We start from the raw sequence: 24,056 nt of genomic DNA, 5'->3' as shown, positions 1-24,056 counted from the left end.
GTCACGCCCCCGGGGTGGGAATCGCTGGGGGCATGACAGATGACGACACAGCGAGAGGGCTCTCCGACGAAGAACGGCTTGCCCAGCTCGGCTACACGCAGGTCCTCGCCCGCCGCATGTCGGCGTTCTCCAACTACGCGGTCTCCTTCACGATCATCTCGGTCCTGTCGGGCTGTCTGACCCTCTACCTCTTCGGCATGAACACGGGCGGCCCGGCCGTGATCACCTGGGGCTGGGTCGCCGTAGGGCTCATGACGCTGTTCGTCGGCCTGTCGATGGCCGAGATCTGCTCGGCCTACCCGACCTCCGCGGGCCTGTACTTCTGGGCCCACCGCCTGGCCCCGGCCCGGACCGCGGCCGCCTGGGCGTGGTTCACGGGCTGGTTCAACGTGCTGGGCCAGGTCGCGGTGACGGCGGGCATCGACTTCGGTGCCGCGTCCTTCCTCGGGGCCTATCTGAACCTGCAGTTCGACTTCGAGGTGACGGCCGGCCGGACCGTGCTGCTGTTCGCGGCGATCCTGATCCTGCACGGCCTGCTGAACACCTTCGGCGTGCGGATCGTCGCGCTGCTGAACAGCGTGAGCGTGTGGTGGCACGTGGTGGGCGTGGCGGTGATCGTCGGCGCCCTGACCTTCGCCCCCGACAAGCACCAGTCGGCGTCCTTCGTCTTCGGCGAGTTCGTGAACAACACCGGCTGGGGCAACGGTTTCTACGTCGTCCTGCTCGGCCTCCTGATGGCCCAGTACACCTTCACCGGCTACGACGCCTCGGCCCACATGACCGAGGAGACCCACGACGCGTCCACGGCCGGCCCCAAGGGCATCGTCCAGTCGATCTGGACGTCGTGGATAGCGGGCTTCGTCCTCCTGCTGGGCTTCACGTTCGCGATCCAGTCCTACGACGGCGCCCTCAACTCCCCGACGGGCGCGCCGCCCGCCCAGATCCTCCTCGACGCGCTCGGCGCCACCGCGGGCAAGCTCCTGCTGCTGGTCGTGATCGGCGCCCAGTTGTTCTGCGGAATGGCCTCGGTGACCGCCAACAGCCGCATGATCTACGCCTTCTCGCGCGACGGCGCGCTGCCGTTCTCGCACGTCTGGCACACGGTCAGCCCGCGCACCCGGACCCCGGTCGCGGCGGTGTGGCTGGCGGCGGGCGGAGCGCTGGTGCTGGGCCTGCCGTACCTGATCAACGTGACCGCGTACGCGGCGGTGACGTCCATCGCCGTCATCGGCCTCTACATCGCCTACGTCATCCCCACCCTGCTGCGGCTGCGCAAGGGCGACGCCTTCGACCGGGGGCCGTGGCACCTGGGCCGCTGGTCCCGCGCGATCGGCGTGGTCTCGGTGACGTGGGTCGCGGTGATCACGGTTCTCTTCATGCTCCCGCAGGTCTCCCCGGTCACCTGGGAGACCTTCAACTACGCCCCGGTCGCCGTCCTGGTGGTCCTGGGCTTCGCCTGGACCTGGTGGGCGGCCTCGGCCCGGCACTGGTTCCTCAACCCCGAGCACGAGCGCACGAAGGCCCGCGAGGCGGCCCGCGCGAACGCGCCCGAACCGGTCGATCCCTGATCTTCCCGCCCGTTCCGCCCGCGCGACGCGGCCGTGTCCCCGATACCCGATCGGAGACCCGGCCGCGTCCGGCTATGCTCGGGGAGGCAACATCGCCTGGGCCCTTAGCTCAATTGGCAGAGCAGTGGACTTTTAATCCATTGGTTGTGGGTTCGAGTCCCACAGGGCCTACCGGTGGCCGGTGGCGCCCGGGTCGGCTTCGGCCGGCTCGGGCGCCGCTTCGTTTCCCGGGACCCGCACGTCCCGCCCCGCGTCAGACCAGATGGCGGTTCGGGGCCTTCGCCCGCTCCTCGTACTCGTCCAGGACGACCACGTCCACGCCCTTCGCGGTGAGCAGACCCGTTCCGTCGGCGCCTTGCACGAAGGTGTCCGGCTCCCGCCAGGCCGTCACCACCCGGCGCACCCCCGCGTCCAGGATCAGCCGGGCGCAGGGGGCCGGGCGGGAGGCGCGGTGGGTGCAGGGCTCCAGGCTGGTGTAGACGGTGGCCGTGGCCAGCCGGAGGTCGTCCGGGGCGATCTTCGCCAGCGCCGCCTCCTCCGCGTGGACGACCGGGTCGTCACCCTCCCTGGAGTGGCCGCGCGCCAGCTCCGTGCCGTCGGCGGCCACCACCACCGCGCCCACGCTGAACGCGGTCCGCGACGGCGGGCACCGGGTCGCCAACTCGCAGGCCAGCGCGAGCCAGTGGCGGTCCGCGGCGGCGGGGACCGGGCCGGTGCCGGGGGCGGTGGGCTCGTAGCGCATCAGGACCACGTCCTCGATACGGCGGCTCTCCACCAGGCGCAGCCGGCCGGACTGGTACGCGCCCGGGCCGAACAGGCGGGGGGCCTGCGGGCTGCCGACGAAGAGGGGGGCCAGGACGAGCTGCACCTCGTCCGCGAGGCCCTGCTGGAGGAGCTGGGTGTGGATGCGGCCGCCGCCCTCCACCATCAGCCGCTCCACACCGCGTTCCTCGCGCAGGTGCTCCAGCAGGCGGCGCCAGTCCAGGGCGGGCCCGAGGGAGACCACGTCGGCCGCGAGGCCCAGCTCGCGGGCCCGGGCGGCGCCCTCGTCCGTCGTGAAGACGAGCTTGTCGCCGCCGGTGTGCCAGAAGTTCGCGGCCGGGTCCAGCTCGCCCGAGCCGCTGACCGTGACCTTCAGGGGGTACGGCGGCTTCCCGGCGGCGACCCGGGCCGCGCGGCGCGTCTCGGAGTTCACCAACAGACGGGGGTTGTCGGCGCGGATGGTGCCGGCGCCGACGAGGATCGCGTCCACGGAGGCGCGGACCTCGTCGACGCGGTCGAAGTCGGCGGGGCTGGACAGCAGGAGGCGGTCGGGGCCGGTGTCGTCGAGGTAGCCGTCGAGGGAGACCGCGGCGGAGAGGAGGACGTAGGGGTGGGGCATCGGCGCGGTCCCTCTCGGAGACGGGTGCGGGAGCTTCGGGAACGGCGGGGCTTGGTTCAAGTTTGAAGCAAACCTACACTGGGAGCATGACGACCCGCTGGCTCAGCCCCGACGAGCAGCGAGCCTGGCGTGCCTACATCGCCGCCTCGCTCCTCCTGGAGGACACCATCGACCGGCAGCTCCAGCAGGAGGCCGGCATGCCCCACCTGTACTACTCCATCCTGGCCAACCTCTCCGACACCCCGGAGCGCCGGCTGCGGATGACCGAGCTCGCCGAGGGGCTGAAGATCACCCGGCCCCGGCTGACGTATGCGGTCGCCCGGCTGGAGAAGGACGGGCTGGTGCGGCGCGAGAGCTGCCCGTGGGACAAGCGGGGCAGCGTCGCGGTGCTCACCGACGAGGGTATGGCGGTGCTGGAGCGGACGGCGCCGGGGCACGTGGAGACGGTCCGTGCCGCGCTCTTCGACCGGCTCACCCCGGAGCAGGTGGGGCAGTTGGAGGAGATCTTCACCAGTGTCACCGCGGGGCTCCAGGGGGAGGGTGGGCCCGTGGAGGAGGTCCCGTGGCGCCGCCGGTCCTCGCCGTCCTGCTCCTGAGAACGCGCATGTGACGAGCGCCATAAAGGCGTTGCTTCAAATTTAAAGCATGAGGTAGGGTCTCGATCAGTAGAACTGCTTCAAATCTGAAGCAGGTATGCCTACGGACCGGAGTACCCGCATGCCCGACCTGCCCGCCGCCACCCAGCGCTCCCGCGTCCGCGTCCCGCTGCGCTTCGGGGACGGCTACCGCGTAGACGCCGAGCTCGTCACCTTCCACGGCCTGGCCGATGGGCGGGAGCACCTCGCCGTCGTCCTGGGCGACCCCGCCCCCGGCGCCGTCCCGCTCGTGCGGCTGCACTCCGAGTGCCTCACCGGCGACGTCTTCGGCTCCGCCCGCTGCGACTGCGGCCCGCAACTGCGCGAGGCGGTCGAGCGCATAGCCGAGCGCGGCGGCGTCCTGCTCTACCTCCGTCAGGAGGGACGCGGCATCGGCCTCTACAACAAGCTCGACGCGTACGCCCTCCAGGACCAGGGCCTCGACACCTACGCGGCGAACACCGCGCTGGGTCTGCCCGAGGACGCCCGCGACTACACGGCGGCCGCGCAGATGCTGACCGCCCTGGGCCTCGACGAGATCGACCTGCTCTCCAACAACCCCGACAAGGCGGGTCAGTTGAGGGACCTGGGCATCGACGTCCACGACCGCGTCCCCACCGGCGTGTTCACCACCCCCCACAACGTCCGCTACCTCCGAGCGAAGGTCCTCCAGACCCAACACACCCTGCCCCTGGCCCAGTTGACGGAACTCGAGGTCGGCTGAACGTCAGAAGGCGGGTGCGCCGGCACGGCCGGGCTCACGCGCCGGAGCCGGCCGCGCTGCCCCCGTGGTCCCGTACCCAGTTCCGGTGGGCGTTGGAGCCCTCGCGGCCGGGGGAGAGCTTCAGTACGGTCCCGTCGTCGATCTGCTGCAGGCTCGTCACCACGTAGGGGGAGCCCGTGTGCACCGCCAGGCGGATGCTGCCGTTGCCGAACTCCGTCACCCGCAGGGTCCGGCCGCCGGAGAGCGGGACGTCCCGCTTCCCGATCTCCACCGGCCGCTCGTCGGCTGCCGCCATGACTCCTCCTCGTCTCCGTGAGGGCCGCCACGGTACGCCGCCCCGCGCGGCCGCCGGGCCCCCTGGAACAACCCTGGCGCGAAGCACCTCGCGGATGACGTATGCTGGTCACACAACGACGCGGGGTGGAGCAGCTCGGTAGCTCGCTGGGCTCATAACCCAGAGGTCGCAGGTTCAAATCCTGTCCCCGCTACTGAAGGCTCAGGGCCGGAATCCAGTGAATGGGTTCCGGCCCTGAGTGTTTTCCGCGTCCGCGGTCCTCCGTGCCAGGAGGCGCCGCGACGGCCTTCGTCACGTGGGGTGAGCGGATGAGCGCCCTCCGCATAACAACTGACACACCGTCAACATCCCTGTGTTGTCTGAGGCATGGTCAACTCGCCCGTTTTTCGCCGTTCATGGGCCGTAAGTCCAGCGGGGTTTCGTTAATGATCAAGCGGAACAGCTTGGAATCGGGCCCCCGGGTCTATTAACGTTCGATAACGCAGCGCGGTCGTCCCAGCCGTCACAAGAGACGGCTCCGTGCTCACGCGCCGAATTCCGCAAGGGAACCGGGGAACCACCACCTTGGGGTGAATCGCTCGTAGTCCGCCGTGGCAGCACGGTGGGTATACGCGCGTAGGAGACCTTCCTGCTCCGAACCCGTCAGCTAACCCGGTAGGCGAGAAGGAAGGAAAGGAGTGCGCCCACGTGGCGTCCAACCCGCCTGCCCCCGAGGCGCCGTACGTTCCGAGCGACACCCTCGTGTACGGCGGCTACCGTGCCGACGACGAGGCTCCGCTCGGCGAGTGGAACCCGACCGCGGACTCCCTCGCCCCCGTACGAGGCCGGCATCGCGTAGCCAAGCAGCGTGGCGGCGGATTCGCCCGTAGCTCCACCGTCCTGGGCGTCGGCGTCATAGCCGCGGTCAGCGCGGGCGGGATGGCCAGCGCCAACACCGGCAAGCCGCCGGTCTCCATCTCCATGCCGGACCTGCCCAACGTGGGCTCGCTCATCTCGGACGACTCCGACTCCGCCGCGGACGACACGAGCGCCTTCAGCAGCGTCGGCGCCACCACCGCCGACACCGCCGAGGGCACCTCGGACGCCGGCGAGGCACTGCGCTCGCGCATCCTGGCCCAGGCCGAGCTCCAGCAGGACCAGATCGACACCAAGGCCGCCCAGGCCGTCGCGGCCGCCGCCGAGAAGGAGGCCGACGCGGCCGCCGCCAAGGCGGAGAAGGAAGCCCAGGAGAAGGCCGCCGCCGCGAAGAAGAAGGCGGAGGAGGCGGCCGCGAAGAAGGCCGAGGCCGAGCGCCTCGCCGAGCTCGCCAAGCAGTACACGCTGCCGACCTCGTCGTACACCATCACCTCGACCTTCGGCCAGGCCGGCTCCCTGTGGTCCTCCGGCTACCACACGGGCCTCGACTTCGCCGCTCCCACGGGCACGCTCATCAAGGCGGTCCACAGCGGCACCATCACGGAGGCCGGCTGGGCCGGTTCCTACGGCTACCGCACGATCCTCACCCTCGACGACGGCACCGAGCTGTGGTTCTGCCACCAGTCCTCGATCAACGTCAGCGTCGGCCAGAAGGTCGCCACCGGTGACGTCATCGGCCGCGTGGGCGCCACCGGCAACGTGACCGGCGCGCACCTGCACCTGGAGGTCCACCCGGGCGGCTCCGCCGACGGGATCGACCCGATGGCGTGGCTGCGCGGCAAGGGCCTCACCCCCTGACGCTCCCCCCCCCCGCGAACTCCGACAGCCCTGACGACGTCCCCCCGACGCCAGGGCTGTCGGTGTGTCCGCAGCCTCCCCGCGGCCCGGCGCCCGCCGGCTCGGCTCAGGCACCGCCCTCGTACGACGGTCAGGTCCGGTACGGGTTGTAGGCGGGGTACGGCACCGCCGGGTGCACCCCGTGCACCGGATGCGCCGGGTGCCCGTGCTGCGCCGGCTGGGGCGGGTGGCCGTACACGCCGTACACCGGCCAGGGCGGCGCGGCCACCGGTACCGGGGGCGCGGTCATCCGGGCCGCGTGGTCCAGGGCGGGGCGTGCGATGTCCCGTCGGCGCCACAGTTCGTGCAGCAACTCCCGCTCCCGTACGACGAAGTCCGCGTTCGCCCGCCCGAGCCGCCCCCGGCGCCGCAGGAACGCCAACGACGTCGCGTACGCCTCGTACTGCGAGACCGCCCGGGCCGCGGGCCGCCCGCCGAACTGCCGCCGCGCGTACTCCCGCGCCACGCGCCGCGCCCGCATCGAGCCCAGTGCGTACGGCTCGGTGGGCGTCAGCCAGCCGGCGACGGCGTACGCGGGCAGCTCCTCGCGCACGGTCCGCAGCTCCCGCTGCCGCGTCCAGATGACCAGCCAGGTCAGCAGCGCGAACGCCGGCACCATGAAGGTCGCGTACACCGCGAAGAAGCCGTACTCCCCGAACGTCGACGAGCCGTTCCACATCGCGTGCATGCCCATCGCGAGCAGCAGCCCGGCCGGCGGGACGAGGAACCGCCGTACGTGCTGGCGCTCTGCCGACAGCGCGGAGATGCCGAAGCCGATGCCGGTGAGGACGGTGAACAGGGGGTGCGCGAACGGTGACATCACCACGCGCACGAAGAAGGTCGCGGCGGTGACGGAGGCGATGCCGCTGTCGCCGGTGAGCTGGTCGGTGCCGAAGGCGGTGCCGAGGTACAGGATGTTCTCGGTGAAGGCGAAGCCGGTGGCGGTGACCCCCGCTATCACCACGCCGTCGACGATGCCGGTGAAGTCCCGTCTGCGGAACAGGAAGACGAGCAGTACGGCGGCGGCCTTGGCCGACTCCTCGACGACCGGTGCTATCACGGTCGCGCCGAGGGTGTCCGCGCCGGTCGGGTCGGCGGTCGCCGTCGCTATCCACTTCGTCGCGAAGCTGTTGGCGATGATCGCTATCAGCGCGGCCGCGCAGGCACCCCAGGCGAAGGCGAACAGCAGATTGCGCCAGGGCCCCGGTTCGACCCGGTCGAGCCAGCGGAACGCGGCTATGAGCAGCGGTACGGGCAGGACGGCGAGCCCCAGCCCGACCAGGAAGCCCTCGCTGCCGGTCTGTTGACGGACCAGGGCGAGGATGACGAGCCCGGACAGCGTGAGGAGCGTGATGAGCGCGCCGTAGCGCACCCACGTCCGCTGCCACCAGTGCGCGTGCCGTAGCGCCCCGCCGGCGGCGGGGTCGCCGGGGTACGTCGGATACGGGGGACAGGTGGCCACAGCATCGACCTTAACGAGACAGAGGCGCCGTCCGCAGGCGAGCGGGTGTGCTCAGGCGCCGATCGGGGACTGGTCGGAACGGTCGGGTCGGTCGCCGTGCTGTACGCGGCGGAACAGCAGGTCGTTCACGACATGTCCCTTGTCCAGTCCCTGTCCCTCGAAACGGGTCAGCGGCCGGAAGTCGGGACGCGTCGCGAAACCGCCCCCCGCCTGGGTGTTCTCGAAGTCCGGATGCGCGGTGAGCACCTCGAGCATCTGTTCGGCGTACGGCTCCCAGTCGGTCGCGCAGTGCACCAGCGCGCCGGGCCTGAGGCGGGTCGCGACCAGGTCGAGGAACTCGGGCTGGATCAGCCGCCGCTTGTGGTGCCGCTTCTTGGGCCAGGGGTCGGGGAAGTACACGCGCAGCCCGTCGAGCGCGTCCGGGGTGAGCATCTCGCGCAGCAGGATGATGGCGTCGCCGTTGCCGACCCGGATGTTGGACAGCTTCTGCTGCTCGGCGAGGTTGAGCAGGTTGCCCTGGCCTGGGGTGTGCACGTCGACGGCGAGGATGTTGGTCCCGGGCTCGGCGGCGGCCATCTGCGCGGTGGCCTCGCCCATCCCGAACCCGATCTCCAGCACGACGGGGTTGTCGTTGCCGAACAGCTCGCCGAGGTCGATCGTGCGCTGCCCGTCGATGTCGAGGCCCCATGTGGGCCACAGGCGCTGCAAGGCGTCCGCCTGCCCCGCAGTCACCCGGCTCCGCCGGGGCTGGAAGCTCCGGATCCGCCGCTCGAAGTGCGACCCCGCCGGATCGGCACTGGGCCCGTCGGGAAACCGCGGCTCCCCTTTGGCCCGGGTGCGCCGGACGGACACACCGGGAACATGCGGACCGCTCTCGCCGGAGGCGGCGGGCCGGGACCGGGGGGCTTCGGGGGCGTTGAGGGAGTCAGACACAGTGGGGTCGATTTTACGGTGAGCCGGGGGAGGGGGCGTCATGGACGCACTGGACCCCTTCCGCCCCTCACGCCGAGCGCAGGGTCTCCAGGGCGCGTCTGGCCACCTCCCGGCCGATCGGCAGGGACGCGGTCGCCGCGGGGGAAGGGGCGTTCAGCACGTGGACCGTCCTCGCTCCCTCGCGGATCAGGAAGTCGTCCACCAGCGTGCCGTCCCGCAGGACCGCCTGTGCGCGCACTCCGGCGGCCGCGGGGACCAGATCGTCCGGTGTCACCGCAGGCAGCAGCCTTCGGACCGCTGCGGTGAACGCCCTGCGGGACACCGAGCGCCGCAGCTCCCCCGTGCCGTACCGCCAGTGCCGCCGGGCTATCTGCCAGGACCCCGGCCACGCCAGGGTGGCGCCGAGCTCCCGAGGCCGTACGGTCCCCCAGTCGTACCCCTCCCGGGCCAGCGCCGGCACCGCGTTGGGGCCGATGTGCACGCCTCCGTCGATCCCGCGCGTGAGATGCACCCCGAGGAACGGGAACGCCGGGTCCGGCACCGGGTAGACCAGGCCCCGCACCAGCTCGGGCCGCGCCAGGGAGTAGTACTCGCCCCGGAACGGCACGATCCGCATTCCGGGGTCGTCGCCGGTCAGCCGCGCCACCTCGTCGCAGTGCAGCCCGGCGCAGTTCACCAGCACCCGCGCCCGTACGACGTCCCCGGTGCCCGTCAGGACGGCGACCCCGCGCTCCGGGCGCCGGTCGATCCGCCGCACCTCGGCGCCGTAGCGGATCTCCGCGCCCGACGCCTCGGCCAACTGGCGGGCGACCCCGACGAAGTCGCAGATCCCCGTCGTCCCGACGTGTATGGCGGCGAGCCCCTCCACCTCGGGTTCGTACTCCGCGATCTGGGCGGCGCCCAGTTCCCGCACCGGAATGCCGTTCTCCCGGCCGCGCTGGACCAGGCCGTGCAGCCGCGGCAGCTCGTCGCGCTCGGTCGCGACGATCAGCTTGCCGGTGACGGCGTGGGCGATGCCGTACTCCGCGCAGAACTTGACCATCTCGGCGGCGCCCCGCACCGCGAACCGTGCCTTGAGCGAACCCGGCCGGTAGTAGATCCCGCTGTGGATCACCCCGCTGTTGCGCCCGGTCTGATGCCGGGCGGGCCCGGCCTCCTTCTCCAGCACCACCACCCGGGTGCCGGGCGCGCTGCGCGTGATCGCGTACGCCGTGGACAACCCGACGATGCCTCCACCGACCACGAGCACATCGCAGTCGTAAGCGATCCCGGACAGCACCTGCACCACCTCCCACCCCCGATAGTGCACTGCACCACTGACAGTCACTTCAAACGCGGGAGGCGGTGCCGCCGTCCGGGTCTCATGCCGGAGCCATCAGCAGCGGCCGGGCCCGCTCCCTGAGCTCCACCACCCGCGGCTCGTCGCCGTACGGCTCCAGCCGGTGCAGAAGATCCTTCACGTACTCGGTGGTGCGGGCCGAGGAGATGCGCCCCGCGACCTCCACCGCCCGCACGCCCTGCTCGCACGCCGCGTCGAGATTGCCCGACTCGAGCTCGGCGACCGCCGAGACCACCAGCCGCAGCCCGTGCGAGCGTACGAACTCCTCCGTCGGCTTCGACAGCGCCTGCTCGGTGAAGCGGCGGACCTGGCGTGGTGCCTTCAGGTCGCGGTAGCACTCGGCCGCGTCGGCGGCGAAGCGGTCGTAGGAGTAGAAGCCGAGCCAGGACGGGTCGTTGTCGCCCTCCCGGGAGCGCTCCAGCCAGCCCTCGGCCGCCTTGAGCGCCGCTCCGGCCGCGGCGGCGTCACCGGCACGCGCGTGTGCCCGCGCCTCGACGAGCCGGAAGAAGCTCATGGTGCGGGCCGTCGCCAGTCCTCGGTTCCGCTCCAGCGCGGCCTGCGCGAGGTCGACGCCCTCGTCGCCGAAGCCCCGGTAGGTCGCCTGCAACGACATCGACGCCAGCACATAGCCGCCGAGGGGGACGTCGGCGGCCGCGCGGGCCAGCCGCAGCGCCTGGATGTAGTACCGCTGCGCGGCCTCCTGCTGGCCCGTGTCGAAGGCCATCCAGCCCGCGAGCCGGGTGAGTTCGGCGGAGGCGCCGAACAGCGCCCGGCCCACCTCGTCCGAGTACGCGCCGAGCAGCAGCGGTGCCGCCTCCACCCGTAAGCACTCCGGCACCATGGACGAACGCCAGTCGCCGCCTCCGTACTTGGAGTCCCAGCGCCTGGCGTCCTCGGCGGCCTCCCGCAGTTTCTGAACGTCGCTGTGGCCGACTTTGAGCGGTGCGCCGGAGCCCTCGGAGTGGTTCACCTCGCGCGCGACCGAGCTGTCGGCCGGGGTTATCAGCCATCGCGAGGCGGGCGTTGCGTATGCGCTCACCGCGAAGGAACCGGCGAGCGACTGCCAGATGCCGCCCGCGCCGGACCGACGGCCGGCGAGGTCCAGGCGGTAGAGCTCCGTGGCCGACCGGACGGCCTGTCCGACGTCCCTGGGGAAGGCCAGGCCCACCTCCGGCGCGGGGTCCGCGTCCGCCAGGCCGATCTCGTGGAGCGGCACCGGGCGGCCGAGCTTCTGGCCGATGGCGGCGGCGATGAGGTGCGGCGCCGCACCCTGCGGCACCATCCCCTTCGACACCCAGCGCGCCACCGACGTCTTGTCGTAGCGAAGAGTCAACCCGCGTTGAGCGCCAAGATCGTTGACGCGACGCGCGAGTCCTGCGTTGCTGATTCCCGCGAGGGCGAGAACGGCGCCGAGTTTTTCGTTCGGCCCGCGTTGCTCCCTGGACATGCGCCACCCCTCGACACAGACGGCTGCCGCGCTGGCATAACCACGCGGCATTCGTAAACCCAGCGTAGTTCGCCGCATCCCAAGCGTTAAGGGGCATTGTTCCGGATGGCGGGATTGTGGTCCGTACTGAAGTGCGGGTCCGATACGCGCAGTTGCGTCGTGCTCCTGTTGTGTGGCCGTGCGCCCGTCCGTGCGCTCTTCTCCGGCCATCGGGGGAGCGCTTCCATGGATGATGCGTGGGTCGGCCCGCTGTACTGGATCCAGTGGGCTGGGGGACACCGCCGCCTCCATCCCCGCGGGCGGCGGACCGGCCCGGGGGGCGAAGTGGCGTCTCCCGGGCCGCGCACCTGTCGAGCGGTGCGCGGACTGTGCACGGAGCGTGTGCAAGCCTGTCCCCGGCGCGCCGATTTGGCCGAAAACCGACCCTCTTCCTCGCGGGCGATCAGCCCTCCCACCATGGCAGTTGAGGGCGCGTTAGGCGTTTTTGGGGAGCGTATCGGGGGCGCATTCGCGTCGCACGCTCCTTGTCCCGCAGGCCTGTTCACAGGCGTACGCGGGTGTTGCCGGGGGCGTGTTCCCCGCATCCCAAGCGGCTCCACCGACCCTCCGGCAGGCTTCCTTCATGGCAGCATGGTGACCGGTTCGAGCGGTGCACTGGTTGTCCACAGCCTGTGGAGGCGTCGATGCGGTGGTTGGTGGGATGGAGCAGCACCGCCGCGGGTGTCTCCGGGATCGGGACGGCGGGGGCCACGGGAAGCGACGGCGAGACCGTGCACCCGGTGGGTTCGCACCTCCTGTGGGGCGACCCGGACCCGCTGTGGGCGGTCGGCGACTGGCGGCCCGACGAGGTGCGCGTGGTCACCGTCGACGCGCAGACCCGGATCGCGGTCCTCGGCACCTGCGGGGCCTCCGACGAACAGCTCCGGATCGGACTGCTCGCCGCGCGCGGAGGGGCACTTCGGCATCTGACGGCCTGGTCGGGCGCGTACACGGCGGTCGTCCAGGTGGGCCGCCGGATCACCGTCGGCGGCGATCTGGCGGGCGCCCGGCCGGTGTTCCACACACCCTGGGCCGGCGGCACGGCCTACGCGACCGCGGCCCTGCCCCTCGCCGACCTCATCGAGGCCAACCTCGACTTCGGGCACCTCGCCGCGCTGCTCGCCGCCCCCGACGTACCGGCCGCGCTCCACGACTCCACTCCCTACGAGGGCGTACGGCGCATTCCGCCGGGGCACGCGCTGATCCTGCGCAACGGCGCCCGCGAGATCGCCGGCTACGAACCCGTCGCCTCCCTCGCGGTCGCCGCGCCCTCCGCCGACCCGGACAGCGCGGTCGACGGGGTGCGGGACGCGCTCGTCGAGGCGGTCCGGGCCCGGCTGTCCGCGCCCCGGCACGTGCCCGACATCGACCCCGGTCCGGTGCCCGGCATGGGCCCCGCCGAACGGCGTGCCGCGCGCGGGATGCCGGTGCCGGGGATCGGGGCCGACCTGTCCGGGGGGCCCGCCTCGGGGACGCTCGCCCTGCTGGCCGCCGGGCTGCCCGGCATGCCGGGAACCGTCCTCGGACACGGCACCGGGGCCGGCGAGCGGCTGCTCGCGGTCACCTTCAACGACCTCGCCGTCGGCGGCCGGGAGGCCGAACTGGAGCGGGCGGGCACGCTCGCGGCCAACCCGCGGCTGCACCACGTGGTGGTCACCGGCGGCGAGGAGACCCTCCCGTACGCCGAACTCGACGGGCCCCTGACCGACGAACCCGGGCCGTGCCTGGTGACGGCGGCGCGGCACCGGGCCCGGCTGGCGGCGGGCAGCGCGGACCACTTCACGGGCTACGGGGCCCGGCAGGTCCTCGACGCGCATCCGGCGCGCCTCGCCGACCTCCTGATGGACCGCAAGCGGCGCCACCTGGTCCGGCCCGTGGCCGCCCTGACCAAGGCGGACGGATCCGTGCTCGTCCCCGCGCGCGTGTACGGCGCCGCGCGGAAACTGGCCCGCACGCCGTACCGGGTCGGTCTGGAGATGCTGGCCGACCGGCTCATGCACCAGCGTTTCGACGAGCCCGGGGGCGCGGTGGGGGCGTCCCTCGCCGGGCTCACCTGGGCCAGACCGGGGCCCGCGGCGCGCTGGCTGACGGGGGAGGCGCTGGCTGAAGTATCGGTTCGCCTCCAGGGGGCCACGCATCGCTCCGGGGTGGGTCCCGGGCAGCATCCCGGGGACTTCCGCGCGCGTGCGGCACTCGCGCGGCACGCGTCCGACCTGCGGGTCCTGGAGCAGGCCGTGGAGATCCGCTCCCAGCGGCTGCACGCGCCCTTCCTGGACAACCAGGTGGTGCGGGCCTGCCGCGCCCTGCCCGAGGCGCTGCGCGTCCGGCCGGGGGCCCGCGCGGAGATCCTCCGTACGGTCCTGGAGGGCGCCGGAGTCTCCGACCTCCCACCGGGCTGGGGCGCCCCGTCGCATGCCTCCTCGGCCGCGGCGACCCGTACGGGGCTGCGGGTGGCGGCGGACTCCCTGATGTCCCTGTTCGGCACGCCGTTGCTCGCGCAGGCGGGGCTGGTGGAGGCGCGGGTGGTGCGCAAGGCGCTGCGGGCGGCGGCGGAGGGCGAGGCGCTGCCGCTGGACGGGCTGGCGGACCTGGTCTCGCTGGAGCTGTGGCTGGGGCGGTTGCTGGCGCGGCGGGGGACGTGCTGGACGGGAACACCGGCACGCGCGCGTGCGGTGCCGGCGGGGATTCGGCCGCAGCGGGGGGCGTTGGGGGCGGGGGCCTCCGGCGGTTGAGCGGGTTCGGTGGGGGCGGGCGTCTTTTGCGCAGTTCCCCGCGCCCCTGGATGCCTGCGGCGGCCCGCTGCTGTCCGGTGGGGGTTCGTGTAGCGCGTGCGGTCCGGGGGGTGGGTCGGTGCCGGGGTGGGGGGTATCCGTCCTCGGTCCGGCGCCTCGGTCCCTTTCACTGTTGCTCTGCAACGGACGCCGGCCGCTGCGGGCGGACACCCCCCACCCCGTCCCCTCACCGCCGTACGCGGCCAACGGCCCGTCCTGGCGCGCCGTCCGGCGAACGGTCCGTCGTGGCGCAGGTGACTGCAACTCCCTAGGGGCGCGGGGAACTGCGCGACCGGCCACCACGCACCCGCACCCGTCAGACGGCCGGTCGTGGTGCACGCTCGCTCGTGGCGCAGGGGGCTGCAACCCCCTAGGGGCGCGGGGAACTGCGCGACCAGCCACAACGCACCCGCACTCGCCAGACGGCCGGTCGTGGTGCACGCTCGCTCGTGGCGCAGGGGGCTGCAACCCCCTAGGGGCGCGGGGAACTGCGCGACAAGCCACCACGCACCCGCACTCGCCCGCAACCCTCCGCGGCAACCCATAGGCACCCCTGGGCGTTGTTCAGGCCCGCCCGCGGCGCGTCAGGAGCACCTGAACTTCGACTCCGCCCAGTCCGCGAGCATCAGGTCGTCGAAGGGGCTGTGTGGTTCGACGACGAGCCGTACGGTCCGGTGCCCGGTGAGGTCCACATGGACGGGCACGGCCGGGTCGCCGCCCTTGACCAGCCCCGACCTCCACAGCCGGGCCCCGTCGGCGTACACGGAGAAGTAGACCTTGCCGAGGCCCAGCGTCATGTCGTCGACGCCGACCATCGCGTCGTAGGAGGAGCAGGTGCGGTTGAGGTCGATCGTGACGGAGGAGCGGCCGTGCACGGTCACGCCGTGGGCGTACTTCCGGTCGGCGACCGAGACGCCGTAGCGCTGCCAGACCCAGGTGCTCTGGCCGATCCGCATCTCGGGCCCGCTGCCGTCGCCGGAGACGTCGTAGGCCAGCTCGTTCCACTGGTAGACGGCGGGCGGCGGCGGGGGAGTCGGCGTCGGGGTGGGCGTGGGAGTGGGTTTGCGGGTCGGTGTCGGTTCCGGGGTGGGGGTCGGCGTGGGCGCCGGGGCGGGCTTCGCGGGGGGTGCGGGCGTGGGCGTGCGGGTCGGCGTCGGCGTCGGAGTCGGTGTGGGCGCGGCCGCCGCCACCGGGACCAGCGGGGGCTCCGGCTTCTTCGGGGAGGCGGTGGGCGCGGAGTCGGCCGGTTCGACGACCGGCGCCGAGGCCGGCGGCTTGGCGTCGGGCTTCCTGGCCGGGCTGTCGTCGCCGATCAGCGCGAGCGCCACCGCGGCGGCGGCCACCGCGACGACACCGGCCGCGATACCGGCCTTCACCGGCGCGCCGAGCCCCTCCGAGGCCGCGGCGCCGCCCGCCCCCGTCCCGCCCGAGGAGCCCCCGCTCGCGGCGGCGGCAGCGCCCGCGGCACCGGCCGCGCCCGCTCCGGCGCCGCCCGCGATGAGTCCGGCGGCCTTGGCGTACCCGGCGGCCCCGAACCAGCCGATGACCGCGACCGGTACGACGGCGGGGATGCCGCCGGCGACTTCCTTGATCTGGCCCGCGGCCAGCCGGCACTTGACGCACTCGTCCAGGTGCTTGCGCAGACCGCGTTCGGCACGGGTGCGCAGGCCGCCGCGGGCGTAGGCACCGAGCCGGTCGGCGTAGCGGGCGCACTCCTCGTCGTCGGCGAGGGCCGCGCTGACGTGGGCCTGGAGGTAGGCCTGCTTGAGGCCCTCGCGGGCGCGACTGGCCAGCACGCGCGTGCCGTTGGCGTCGAGCCCGAAGAGGGTGGCGACCTCGCTGGGCGACTCGTCCTCGACCTCGGTGTGCCACAGCACGGCCTGCCAGCGCTCGGGCAGCGACCGGAAGGCCTGCATGGCCATGGACTGCTCGGCCACGTGCATCGCGCGCACGTCGGCGGCGAGGTCGAGCGTGTCGTCGTCGGAGACCTCGGAGGTGCGCGCGGCTTGGGCGGCGAACACCGCGAAGTCGTCGACGAGCTGCTCCCGTTTCGCCGACTTCGTCCAGTTCGCGGCCACGCGGCGGACGGTGGTGAGCAGATAGGCGCGTACGGCGTGCTCGGGGCCGTGGCCGCCGCGCACCGCCTGGAGCATGCGGGCGAAGACCTCCGCGGTGAGGTCGTCCGCGGTGTGGCCGTCGCGGCAGCAGGTGCGGGCGTAGCGGCGCACCGCGTCCGCGTGGCGGCGGTAGAGCGCCTCGTAGGCGGTGTCGTCGCCGGAGCGCATCCGCTCGATCAGGTCGGCGTCGGACGGCGGCATCTGCCGGGGCGGCGGCAGGAGGCCGCCGTCCTCGCGCCGGTCGCGCTGCGCCGGGACGCTGCCCTCGACCGGTTCGCCGCCCTGGGCCGGGATGCCGCCCTGCGGGATGCCCGCGCGGCCGCCCTGGCCCGGCACCTGAGGGGTGCCCCCGGCTTCCCCGTCGCCCTCACCGAGGCCTTCGTTCCGCCCGTCAACGCTCATCGCGGAATGCCCCCGCCGCCGGCCCAACCAGTCCCGAACACCGGGTCAGAGTGCCATATTGGCTTTTGGTCAGTGCCCCGCGGTTCGGGGCATCCACTCATCCGTGGGGACTTCCCGCACGGCAGTACTGAGCATCACCCGGATGGGGAAGACTCAACTGTCATGGCCGGTGCGGGAGTTGCCCCGGCCACCCGAAAAACGCCGGAATGCGCAGGGGTGCGGACGTCAACCGACCGCACCCCGCTGTCACTCCTTCGAGTCACGCCGGCCGGGACCGCAGCCCCTCCAGCAGGATGTCGAGCAACCGCGCCGAGGCCGCCGCCTGCTGCGCCGCGTCCGGCAGCGAGGGCGCCGCGGTCGCGATCACCAGCAGGACGTCCGACACGGACACGTCGGTCCGCAGCTCACCGGCCGCCCGCGCCCGGTCCACGAGCTGGCCCACGACCTCCAGCAGCGCCGCCGCCCCGGCGTCGTCGTCGGCCGCCGACGGAACCTCCTCCGGCACCAGCCGCAGCTCGCCCGCGCCCGGCGTGGTCCGCTGCTGCGGCACCCGCGTGGCGTCGTAGCCGTCGGACACCTCGTCGGCGACCCCGACCCGCAGCACCTGCGGCGGCAGCAGCCGCCCGGCACCGGAGGCGACCGACGTGCGCAGGAAGCGCGACAGCGCCGACCACGGCTCGTCCTCCTGGCCGAGCGCCGCCCGCGCCTGGTCGGTCAGCCGGGAGGTCTCCTCCTCGGCTATCCGCCGGACCAGGACGTCCTTGCTCGGGAACCGCCGGTACACCGTGCCGACACCGACCCGGGCGCGCCGCGCCACGTCCTCCATCGGCGCGCCGTAGCCCAGCTCGCCGAAGACCTCGCGCGCCGCGCGCAGTACGTGTTCCAGGTTGCGCTGTGCGTCCACGCGCAGCGGGGCCGAACGGGATCCGTCCCGTCCGTTGCCCGCCGCGCTCATGGCCGAGCCCATCGCGCCGCCCAATGCACCGCCACCGGGTGCGACGGCTGACGCGGTAGACCAATGAGTGTCCTGAATGTGCATAAATGTTCCCCCGGTAATGACGTCTCCCCCCGGAGACTCTCCCCGCCATCGAAAGCCGGAGCGTACGGAACAAGCCCGTTTCGCGAGTCCGCCCGTCGCGGACCCGGAGCGCATCCCCCTACACCCCGTCGACACACGAACATAGTTGAGTGGGGGTCAATTCAGAAGGGGCAGGTTCCGCACGGAGCGCCCCCCGATCGGAGTACGGGTGACAAACGCCCCGATTGCACCCCCTCCGCCCGCCCGGCGCACACCCGTTGACCTGGCAACCTTCCGCGCCCCCGGACGATTCGGCCAACCCGGCGCGCCGACGACTTCCAGTCACACAAATTGTCGAGGCTGTGGACAAACTCAAGCGACGGGTGCGTCATGGGATGGTGAAGGAACGTGCGCGCATTCTGGTTGTCGGCGGTGGCTACGTCGGGATGTACACGGCTCTGCGTCTGCAGCGCAAGCTGAAACGGGAACTCGACCGGGGCGAGGTCGAGATCACCATCGTCACCCCCGACCCGTACATGACCTATCAGCCGTTCCTGCCCGAGGCGGCCGCCGGATCCATCTCCCCGCGCCACGTCGTCGTACCGCTGCGCCGCGTCCTCGACCGCTGCCGCGTCCTCGTCGGCGAGGCCACCGCGATCGACCACACCCGGCGCACGGCCTTCGTCGCCACCCTCGCCACCGAGGAGGAGCGCACGGGCGGTGAGCAGCTCTCCTACGACGAACTCGTCCTCGCCCCGGGCTCGATCGCGCGCACCCTGCCGATCCCCGGCCTCGCCGACCACGGCATCGGGTTCAAGACGGTCGAGGAGGCCATCGGCCTGCGCAACCACGTCATCGAACAGATGGACATCGCCTCCTCCACCCGCGACCCCGCGATCCGCGACGCGGCCCTCACCTTCGTCTTCGTCGGCGGCGGCTACGCGGGCGTGGAGGCGCTCGGCGAGCTGGAGGACATGGCCCGCTACACCGCGCGCTACTACCACAACGTCAGCCCCGAGGACATGAAGTGGATCCTCGTCGAGGCCTCCGACCGCATCCTCCCCGAGGTCGGCGAGGACATGGGCCGCTACACGGTCAGCGAACTGCGCCGCCGCAACATCGACGTACGGCTCAACACCCGCCTGGAGTCCTGCGTGGACCGCGTCGCCGTCCTCAGTGACGGCAACCGCTTCCCCACGCGTACGGTCGTGTGGACCGCCGGCGTGAAACCCAGCCCGCTCCTCGCCGCCACCGACCTCCCGCTCAACGAGCGAGGTCGGCTGAAATGCACCCCCCAGCTCACCGTGGAGGGCACCACGCACGCGTGGGCGGCCGGAGACGCGGCCGCCGTCCCCGACGTCACCGCCGAGGAGCCCGGCAGGGAGACGGCACCCAACGCCCAGCACGCCGTACGCCAGGCGAAGGTCCTCGGCGACAACCTCGCGCACGCGCTGCGCGGCGAGCCCCTGGAGACGTACTCCCACAAGTACGTCGGCTCGGTCGCCTCGCTGGGCCTCCACAAAGGTGTCGCGTTCGTCTACGGACGCAAGCTGAAGGGCTACCCTGCCTGGTTCATGCACCGCGTCTACCACCTCAGCAGGGTCCCCACCTTCAACCGCAAGGCCCGTGTCCTGGCCGAATGGACCCTGTCGGGGCTCTTCAAGAGGGAGATCGTCTCCCTCGGATCACTCGAACACCCCCGAGCGGAGTTCGAACTCGCGGCCGGTGGAAAGCATCCTCACGACCCGACGAACGACCCGAAGGGGTCGTCCTGACCGGACCGAGGAACTCCACGGACCGCCCCGGCGTCTGACGGATGTCGACCCGGTCGGTCACCCTGCCAGACTGGTGCCCGACTTCGGACGGGCAGCCGCCCGCCCCTCGAACCAAGAGGTTTTCCCACCGTGCTGCACCCCCGGGCTGCCGTCCCCAGCCCCCCGGCCGGGCCCGGAGCCGGCCCGACGACGCCGAAGACGACGACACGAGGCAAGGATTCGTGAACTTCACGCGCTGGAGCGCCCGCCTCCCCGGAACGCAGCGCCGCGCCGCAGCGCGGACCGACGACCTGGTCACCGAGGACCGCCTGAGCGAGGGCGCCGTCCCCGCGGCCCGCGCCGAACAACTGACCGTGCCGGTCCCCGCCGTCGACGAACTCCCCGTCCGTGAAGTCCTCGACCGAGTCCCCGCCCTCGTCGCCCTCGTCCACGGCCCCGACCACCGCCTCGCCTACGTCAACGACGCCTATGTGGTCGCCTTCGGCCTGCGCCCCACGGGCGAACCGGCCCGCGAAGCCCTCCCCGAGCTCCACGAGATCGGCCTCCTGCCCCTCCTCGACCAGGTCCTGCGCAGCGGCAAACCGCGCACGGTCAAGTCCCGCAAGGCCCCCGACGGCCGCTCCTACACCTTCACCTGCACACCGGTGACGGAAGGACACGGGGGCGGCGGCGGTGTCCTCGTGTTCGCGACCGACGTCACCGACCACGCCGAGGCCGCCGAACGCCTCAGAGCCAGCGAGCGCCGCCAGCGCGAGACCGCCGTCACCCTCCAGCGCAGCCTGCTCCCGCAGGAGCTCGAGGAACCCGACGACCTGCGCATCGCCGCCACCTACCACCCCGGCGGCACGGAGGCCGCGGTCGGCGGCGACTGGTACGACGTCATCACCCTCGGCGGTGGCCGCACGGCCCTCGTCATCGGCGACGTCATGGGCCGCGGGGTGCGCGCGGCGGCCGTCATGGGCCAGCTCCGCACGGCGGTCCGGGCCTACGCCCGCCTGGACCTCCCGCCGCACGAGATCCTCCAGCTCCTGGACGGCCTCGCCATGGAGATCGACGCCAACCAGATCGCCACCTGCGTCTACGCCATCCACGACCCGAACGAGGGCAAGCTGGTCTACGCCTCGGCCGGCCACCTGCCGATCCTGGTCCGCGACGAGAGCGGTGTCGTCCTGCGCGCCGACGAGCCCACCGGCCCGCCGCTCGGCACCGGCGGCTGGATGCACGCCTCGGGCTCCATCCCGCTCGGCCCCGGCTCCACGGCCGTCCTCTACACCGACGGCCTGGTCGAACGCCGTAACGAAGACCTCGACGAGGGGATCGCGGCCCTCGAACGCGCCCTGGCCGGCGCCACCGGCACCCCCCAGGTGATCTGCGACCGCCTGATCCGCTCGGCCGGCGTCACCGCCGAGCACGACGACGACGTCGCCGTCATGGTCCTCCAGCACCCGGCCCACACCGGCCCCGACGCCGAACTCTTCCGCAACGCCGCCCTGGAACTGCTCGGCGGTGTCGAGGCGGCCCCACGCGCGCGTGCGTTCGCCTCCGGCGTGCTGACGAGCTGGCGCTTCCCGGTCGAACTGCACGACCTCGGCGTGCTGGCGGTGAGCGAGCTCGTGGCGAACTCCTTGCAGCACGGCACCCCGCCCATGCGCCTTCGGCTTCGCCGCACCGATCGGCGGCTCATCGTCGAGGTGACGGACGGGGACGACCACCTGCCCCGGCGCCGACGGGCGGAACCCGGTGACGAGTCCGGCCGGGGGATCGCCATCGTCGCGACCATCGCGTCGAACTGGGGGTCCCGGAGGACGCCGGGGGGCGGCAAGGCGGTCTGGTGCGAGTTCGTGCTGCCCAAGGGGTAGCGGCCTGAGGGAGCGGGGCGGCTGCGGGTCGGTCGTGACCTGCCGCGCAGCTCCCCGCGCCCCTAGCCGCGTTGCAGTCAGGCGGCCAGGGACTTCGCCGTTGCTCCGCCCTGGGCCACCACCCGGCTCTTCCGCAGCGTCGGCTGGTTCTGCACCGGGGTCAGGTGCCTGCCCAGTCGCAGCGCCAGGTAGGTGATCCCCAGCGAGAACAGCAGGAACGTCACGATGTACGGCGCGTGCAGCGACGCGCCCAGCGGACCGCCCACCGCCGGACCGACCGCCAGGGCGAGCTGCTTGACCAGGGCGAAGGCGGAGTTGTACTGGCCCGCCATGCCCTCCGGCGCCAGATCGGCCACCAGCGGGGCCACGGTCGGCGACAGCATCGCCTCACCGAGCCCGAACAGCGCGTACGTCGACACGAACGCGGCCGTGGCCATCTCCTTGCTGCCGTGACCGAGCCCGGCATAACCGGCGGTGAGCCATGCGACGGCCCAGATGAGCCCGACCAGCGCGATCACCCGGGACCGCCGGCGCCGCTCGACGAACCTCAGCACGGCGAACTGCGCGACCACGATCATCGCGGTGTTGGCGGCCAGGGCCGTGCCCAACGCGGAGGTCGAGATACCGGCGGCCTCGACGCCGTACGCGCTCAGGCCGGACTCGAACTGTCCGTAGCACGCGAAGAACAGCACGAAGCCCAGCACGCACAACTGCACCATGGCCCGGTTGCCGAGCAACTGCTTCCAGCTTCCCTTGGCGGACCGGGTCGGAGCGCCCTCGATGCGGGGAGCCTGCGGCAGCCGCAGGGTCGTCATCACGACCACCAGCAGCAGGAACATCGCCGCCTCGATCGCGAACAGCAGGGTGAACGACGCCGTGCTCGACGTGTCGACGAGATGCCCGCCGATCAGACCGCCGACGCCCAGACCGAGGTTCTGCAGGAAGAACTGCGTCGCGAAGGCACGGGAGCGCGTCTCCGAGGCGGAGCAATCCACGATCATCGTCGCCAGCGCCGGCTGCATCACGGCCTGACCGGCCCCAAGGGCGGCCGCCGACAGCAGCACGGTGGGCGCGTGGGCCGAGAGCCCCAGGCTCAGCGCCCCGACGGCGGCCATGACCAGAGCGGTGAGCAGCACCGGCAGCGGGCCTCGCCGGACGATGGCCCGCCCGGCGAACGGCAGCACCATCAGCGCCGCCACCGCGAAGACGGCCAGGACCAGCCCGGCCGTCATGGCACCAAGGCCCCGCACCTGCGCCACGTAGACATACAGATAGGGGACGGTGAAACCGAGCCCGAACGCGCTGAGTGCGTTGCCCACGTGAATCCGACGCATCGCTGCGCCCCTCGCCCTGGTCACGTTCACCTCTCTCACTAGTTAGGAGTGAAGACTTCAAAGCTAAACTTCGAAGCTAAAGAGTACATACTGAAGGACTTCAAGGCAAAGGAGGTGCGTGCCATACTGCGGCCATGGCCGAGACCCCTGGCGTGCCCGAGCCGACGCTCGAAGAGCAGATCGCCGCGTACCAGCGCGAGTTCCAGGACCTCGACCCGCAGGTGGAGCAGATCGTCTCGGCGCTCTCCCGCCTGAACCGCCGTATGAACGTCGCCTACAGCCGTCAGACCGCCGACCTCGGCATCAGCAACGCCGAGTGGGAGGTCCTCAAGGCACTCGTGCTCTCCGGGGCTCCCTATCGGCTGGGCCCCAGCGATCTCGCCAAACGGCTCGGCCTCACACCGGCCGCGATGACCCACCGGATCGACCGCATGCTCGCCGAGGGACTGGTGACCCGGGAGCGGGACGAGTCCAACCGGGTCCGGGTGATCGTGGAGCTGACCGCCGAGGGCCGCGAGAAGTGGCTGGAGGCGATGCGCCTGGCCACGGTCTTCGAGGAGGACCTGCTCCAGGACCTGTCGCCGGAGGAGCGCAACACCCTCGGGGACGTGCTCACCCGCCTTCTGCGTAGGGTGGAGCACGCGCAGCCGGACGCCGGCGGGCGGCTCAGCGACCTCGACTGAAAAGATCTTGACAGAGGGTGCTTGACACCCCCTTGCTGGATCCGTAGAGTTCTTCGGGTTGCCGCGGGGCCGTAACGGTTCTTCGGTAGCACCTCCGCCGCGACAGCGGCCACTCAAACCATCAGAACGATCTCCCAGCCGGGATGAATTCGGTGTGCCCGAATTCAATTCGATTTGGGTGCGGCTCCTCGATTTGGGACCGCAGTGAGAGTCCGCTAAGGTTTGAGACGTCGGAACGGCCCAACGGCCGGGAAGGCAAGCCCCTCTGACTGGGAATCAGGCCCGAAAGGATCTGATAGAGTCGGAACCGCCGGAAAGGGAAACGCGGAAGCGGGAACCTGGAAAGCACCGAGGAAATCGGAACCGGAAACGGTCTGATAGAGTCGGAAACGCAAGACCGAAGGGAAAAGCCCGGAGGAAAGCCCGAGAGGGTGAGTACAAAGGAAGCGTCCGTTCCTTGAGAACTCAACAGCGTGCCAAAAATCAACGCCAGATATGTTGATACCCCGTTCCCGGCCATCA

Annotated in this window: 17 protein-coding genes, 2 tRNA genes and 1 riboswitch; of the genes, 10 read left to right on the top strand and 9 right to left on the bottom strand. The window is 72.0% G+C overall.

All coding sequences use genetic code 11. The features are described from left to right. The first annotated feature begins 32 nt into the window (after positions 1-32). Both ACZ66S_RS17545 and ACZ66S_RS17540 read left to right on the top strand, forming a co-directional pair. Entirely contained in the window at positions 33-1,568 is a 1,536-nt protein-coding gene (locus ACZ66S_RS17545) for an amino acid permease (protein ID WP_469902431.1), read from the top strand. A 98-nt stretch (positions 1,569-1,666) separates the two neighbouring features. Continuing rightward, positions 1,667-1,739 (top strand) — tRNA-Lys (locus ACZ66S_RS17540). Positions 1,740-1,821: 82 nt separating this feature from the next. Here the strand turns inward: ACZ66S_RS17540 and ACZ66S_RS17535 are convergent. Next, on the bottom strand, positions 1,822-2,949 hold the full coding sequence (locus ACZ66S_RS17535; protein WP_469902430.1) for a dihydrofolate reductase family protein: 1,128 nt from the start codon (positions 2,947-2,949) through the stop codon (positions 1,822-1,824). An 86-nt stretch (positions 2,950-3,035) separates the two neighbouring features. Here ACZ66S_RS17535 and ACZ66S_RS17530 point away from each other — a divergent pair, with 86 nt between their 5' ends. Continuing rightward, on the top strand, positions 3,036-3,545 hold the full coding sequence (locus ACZ66S_RS17530) for a MarR family winged helix-turn-helix transcriptional regulator (protein WP_469902429.1): 510 nt from the start codon (positions 3,036-3,038) through the stop codon (positions 3,543-3,545). Between the two features lie 121 nt (positions 3,546-3,666). Then, positions 3,667-4,308 (top strand): GTP cyclohydrolase II, encoded by a 642-nt coding sequence (locus tag ACZ66S_RS17525; protein WP_469902428.1) that lies wholly within the window; start codon positions 3,667-3,669, stop codon positions 4,306-4,308. 34 nt (positions 4,309-4,342) lie between these two features. Here ACZ66S_RS17525 and ACZ66S_RS17520 read toward each other — a convergent pair whose 3' ends face one another. Beyond that, a complete protein-coding gene (locus ACZ66S_RS17520; protein ID WP_469902427.1) occupies positions 4,343-4,603 on the bottom strand; it encodes a hypothetical protein in 261 nt (86 codons plus the stop codon). Between the two features lie 119 nt (positions 4,604-4,722). Between ACZ66S_RS17520 and ACZ66S_RS17515 the strand changes: the two genes are divergently transcribed. Together ACZ66S_RS17515 and ACZ66S_RS17510 are read left to right on the top strand one after the other, a co-directional pair. Next, positions 4,723-4,796: transfer RNA gene (locus ACZ66S_RS17515), tRNA-Met, on the top strand. A gap of 325 nt (positions 4,797-5,121) precedes the next feature. Continuing rightward, positions 5,122-5,279, top strand: a riboswitch (cyclic di-AMP (ydaO/yuaA leader). An 11-nt stretch (positions 5,280-5,290) separates the two neighbouring features. Beyond that, on the top strand, positions 5,291-6,316 hold the full coding sequence (locus tag ACZ66S_RS17510) for a M23 family metallopeptidase (protein ID WP_469902426.1): 1,026 nt from the start codon (positions 5,291-5,293) through the stop codon (positions 6,314-6,316). A gap of 130 nt (positions 6,317-6,446) precedes the next feature. Here ACZ66S_RS17510 and ACZ66S_RS17505 read toward each other — a convergent pair whose 3' ends face one another. From ACZ66S_RS17505 to ACZ66S_RS17490, 4 genes are all read right to left on the bottom strand, one after another. After that, positions 6,447-7,817, bottom strand: coding sequence for a PrsW family intramembrane metalloprotease (locus tag ACZ66S_RS17505; RefSeq protein ID WP_469902425.1), 1,371 nt, complete (start codon positions 7,815-7,817; stop codon positions 6,447-6,449). Positions 7,818-7,868: 51 nt separating this feature from the next. Next, entirely contained in the window at positions 7,869-8,750 is an 882-nt protein-coding gene (trmB, locus tag ACZ66S_RS17500; protein ID WP_469902424.1) for a tRNA (guanosine(46)-N7)-methyltransferase TrmB, read from the bottom strand. A 67-nt stretch (positions 8,751-8,817) separates the two neighbouring features. Beyond that, positions 8,818-10,038, bottom strand: a complete 1,221-nt coding sequence (gene lhgO, locus ACZ66S_RS17495; RefSeq protein ID WP_469902423.1) for an L-2-hydroxyglutarate oxidase — start codon at positions 10,036-10,038, stop codon at positions 8,818-8,820. Positions 10,039-10,111: 73 nt separating this feature from the next. Then, positions 10,112-11,536, bottom strand: coding sequence for an MFS transporter (locus ACZ66S_RS17490; RefSeq protein ID WP_469902422.1), 1,425 nt, complete (start codon positions 11,534-11,536; stop codon positions 10,112-10,114). A 683-nt stretch (positions 11,537-12,219) separates the two neighbouring features. Here ACZ66S_RS17490 and ACZ66S_RS17485 point away from each other — a divergent pair. Continuing rightward, positions 12,220-14,307 carry an asparagine synthase-related protein gene (locus ACZ66S_RS17485; RefSeq protein WP_469902421.1) on the top strand — a complete coding sequence of 696 codons (2,088 nt, stop codon included), beginning with the start codon at positions 12,220-12,222 and terminating at the stop codon, positions 14,305-14,307. A gap of 623 nt (positions 14,308-14,930) precedes the next feature. On the opposite strand, the gene ACZ66S_RS17480 is transcribed toward ACZ66S_RS17485, so the two are convergent. Further along, positions 14,931-16,865, bottom strand: coding sequence for a sigma-70 family RNA polymerase sigma factor (locus tag ACZ66S_RS17480; RefSeq protein ID WP_469902420.1), 1,935 nt, complete (start codon positions 16,863-16,865; stop codon positions 14,931-14,933). 259 nt (positions 16,866-17,124) lie between these two features. Continuing rightward, complete coding sequence (locus tag ACZ66S_RS17475) at positions 17,125-17,904, bottom strand: TetR/AcrR family transcriptional regulator (protein WP_469902419.1); 780 nt, start codon at positions 17,902-17,904, stop codon at positions 17,125-17,127. A gap of 374 nt (positions 17,905-18,278) precedes the next feature. Between ACZ66S_RS17475 and ACZ66S_RS17470 the strand changes: the two genes are divergently transcribed. Both ACZ66S_RS17470 and ACZ66S_RS17465 read left to right on the top strand, forming a co-directional pair. Next, positions 18,279-19,658 (top strand): NAD(P)/FAD-dependent oxidoreductase, encoded by a 1,380-nt coding sequence (locus ACZ66S_RS17470; RefSeq protein ID WP_469902418.1) that lies wholly within the window; start codon positions 18,279-18,281, stop codon positions 19,656-19,658. A gap of 221 nt (positions 19,659-19,879) precedes the next feature. Then, positions 19,880-21,517, top strand: a complete 1,638-nt coding sequence (locus ACZ66S_RS17465; RefSeq protein WP_469902417.1) for a SpoIIE family protein phosphatase — start codon at positions 19,880-19,882, stop codon at positions 21,515-21,517. A 77-nt stretch (positions 21,518-21,594) separates the two neighbouring features. On the opposite strand, the gene ACZ66S_RS17460 is transcribed toward ACZ66S_RS17465, so the two are convergent. Then, the gene (locus tag ACZ66S_RS17460; protein WP_469902416.1) at positions 21,595-22,851 is read right to left on the bottom strand and encodes an MFS transporter; all 1,257 of its coding nucleotides are present in this window, start codon (positions 22,849-22,851) and stop codon (positions 21,595-21,597) included. 134 nt (positions 22,852-22,985) lie between these two features. On the opposite strand from ACZ66S_RS17460, the gene ACZ66S_RS17455 reads away from it, so the two are divergent. Continuing rightward, entirely contained in the window at positions 22,986-23,534 is a 549-nt protein-coding gene (locus ACZ66S_RS17455) for a MarR family winged helix-turn-helix transcriptional regulator (RefSeq protein WP_469902415.1), read from the top strand. Positions 23,535-24,056 lie beyond the last annotated feature (522 nt).

Source organism: Streptomyces sp. NPDC107471 (genome assembly GCF_055582845.1).
The sequence above is the reverse complement of the archived record's forward strand: the minus strand, read 5'-3'. Positions and strand labels throughout refer to the sequence as shown.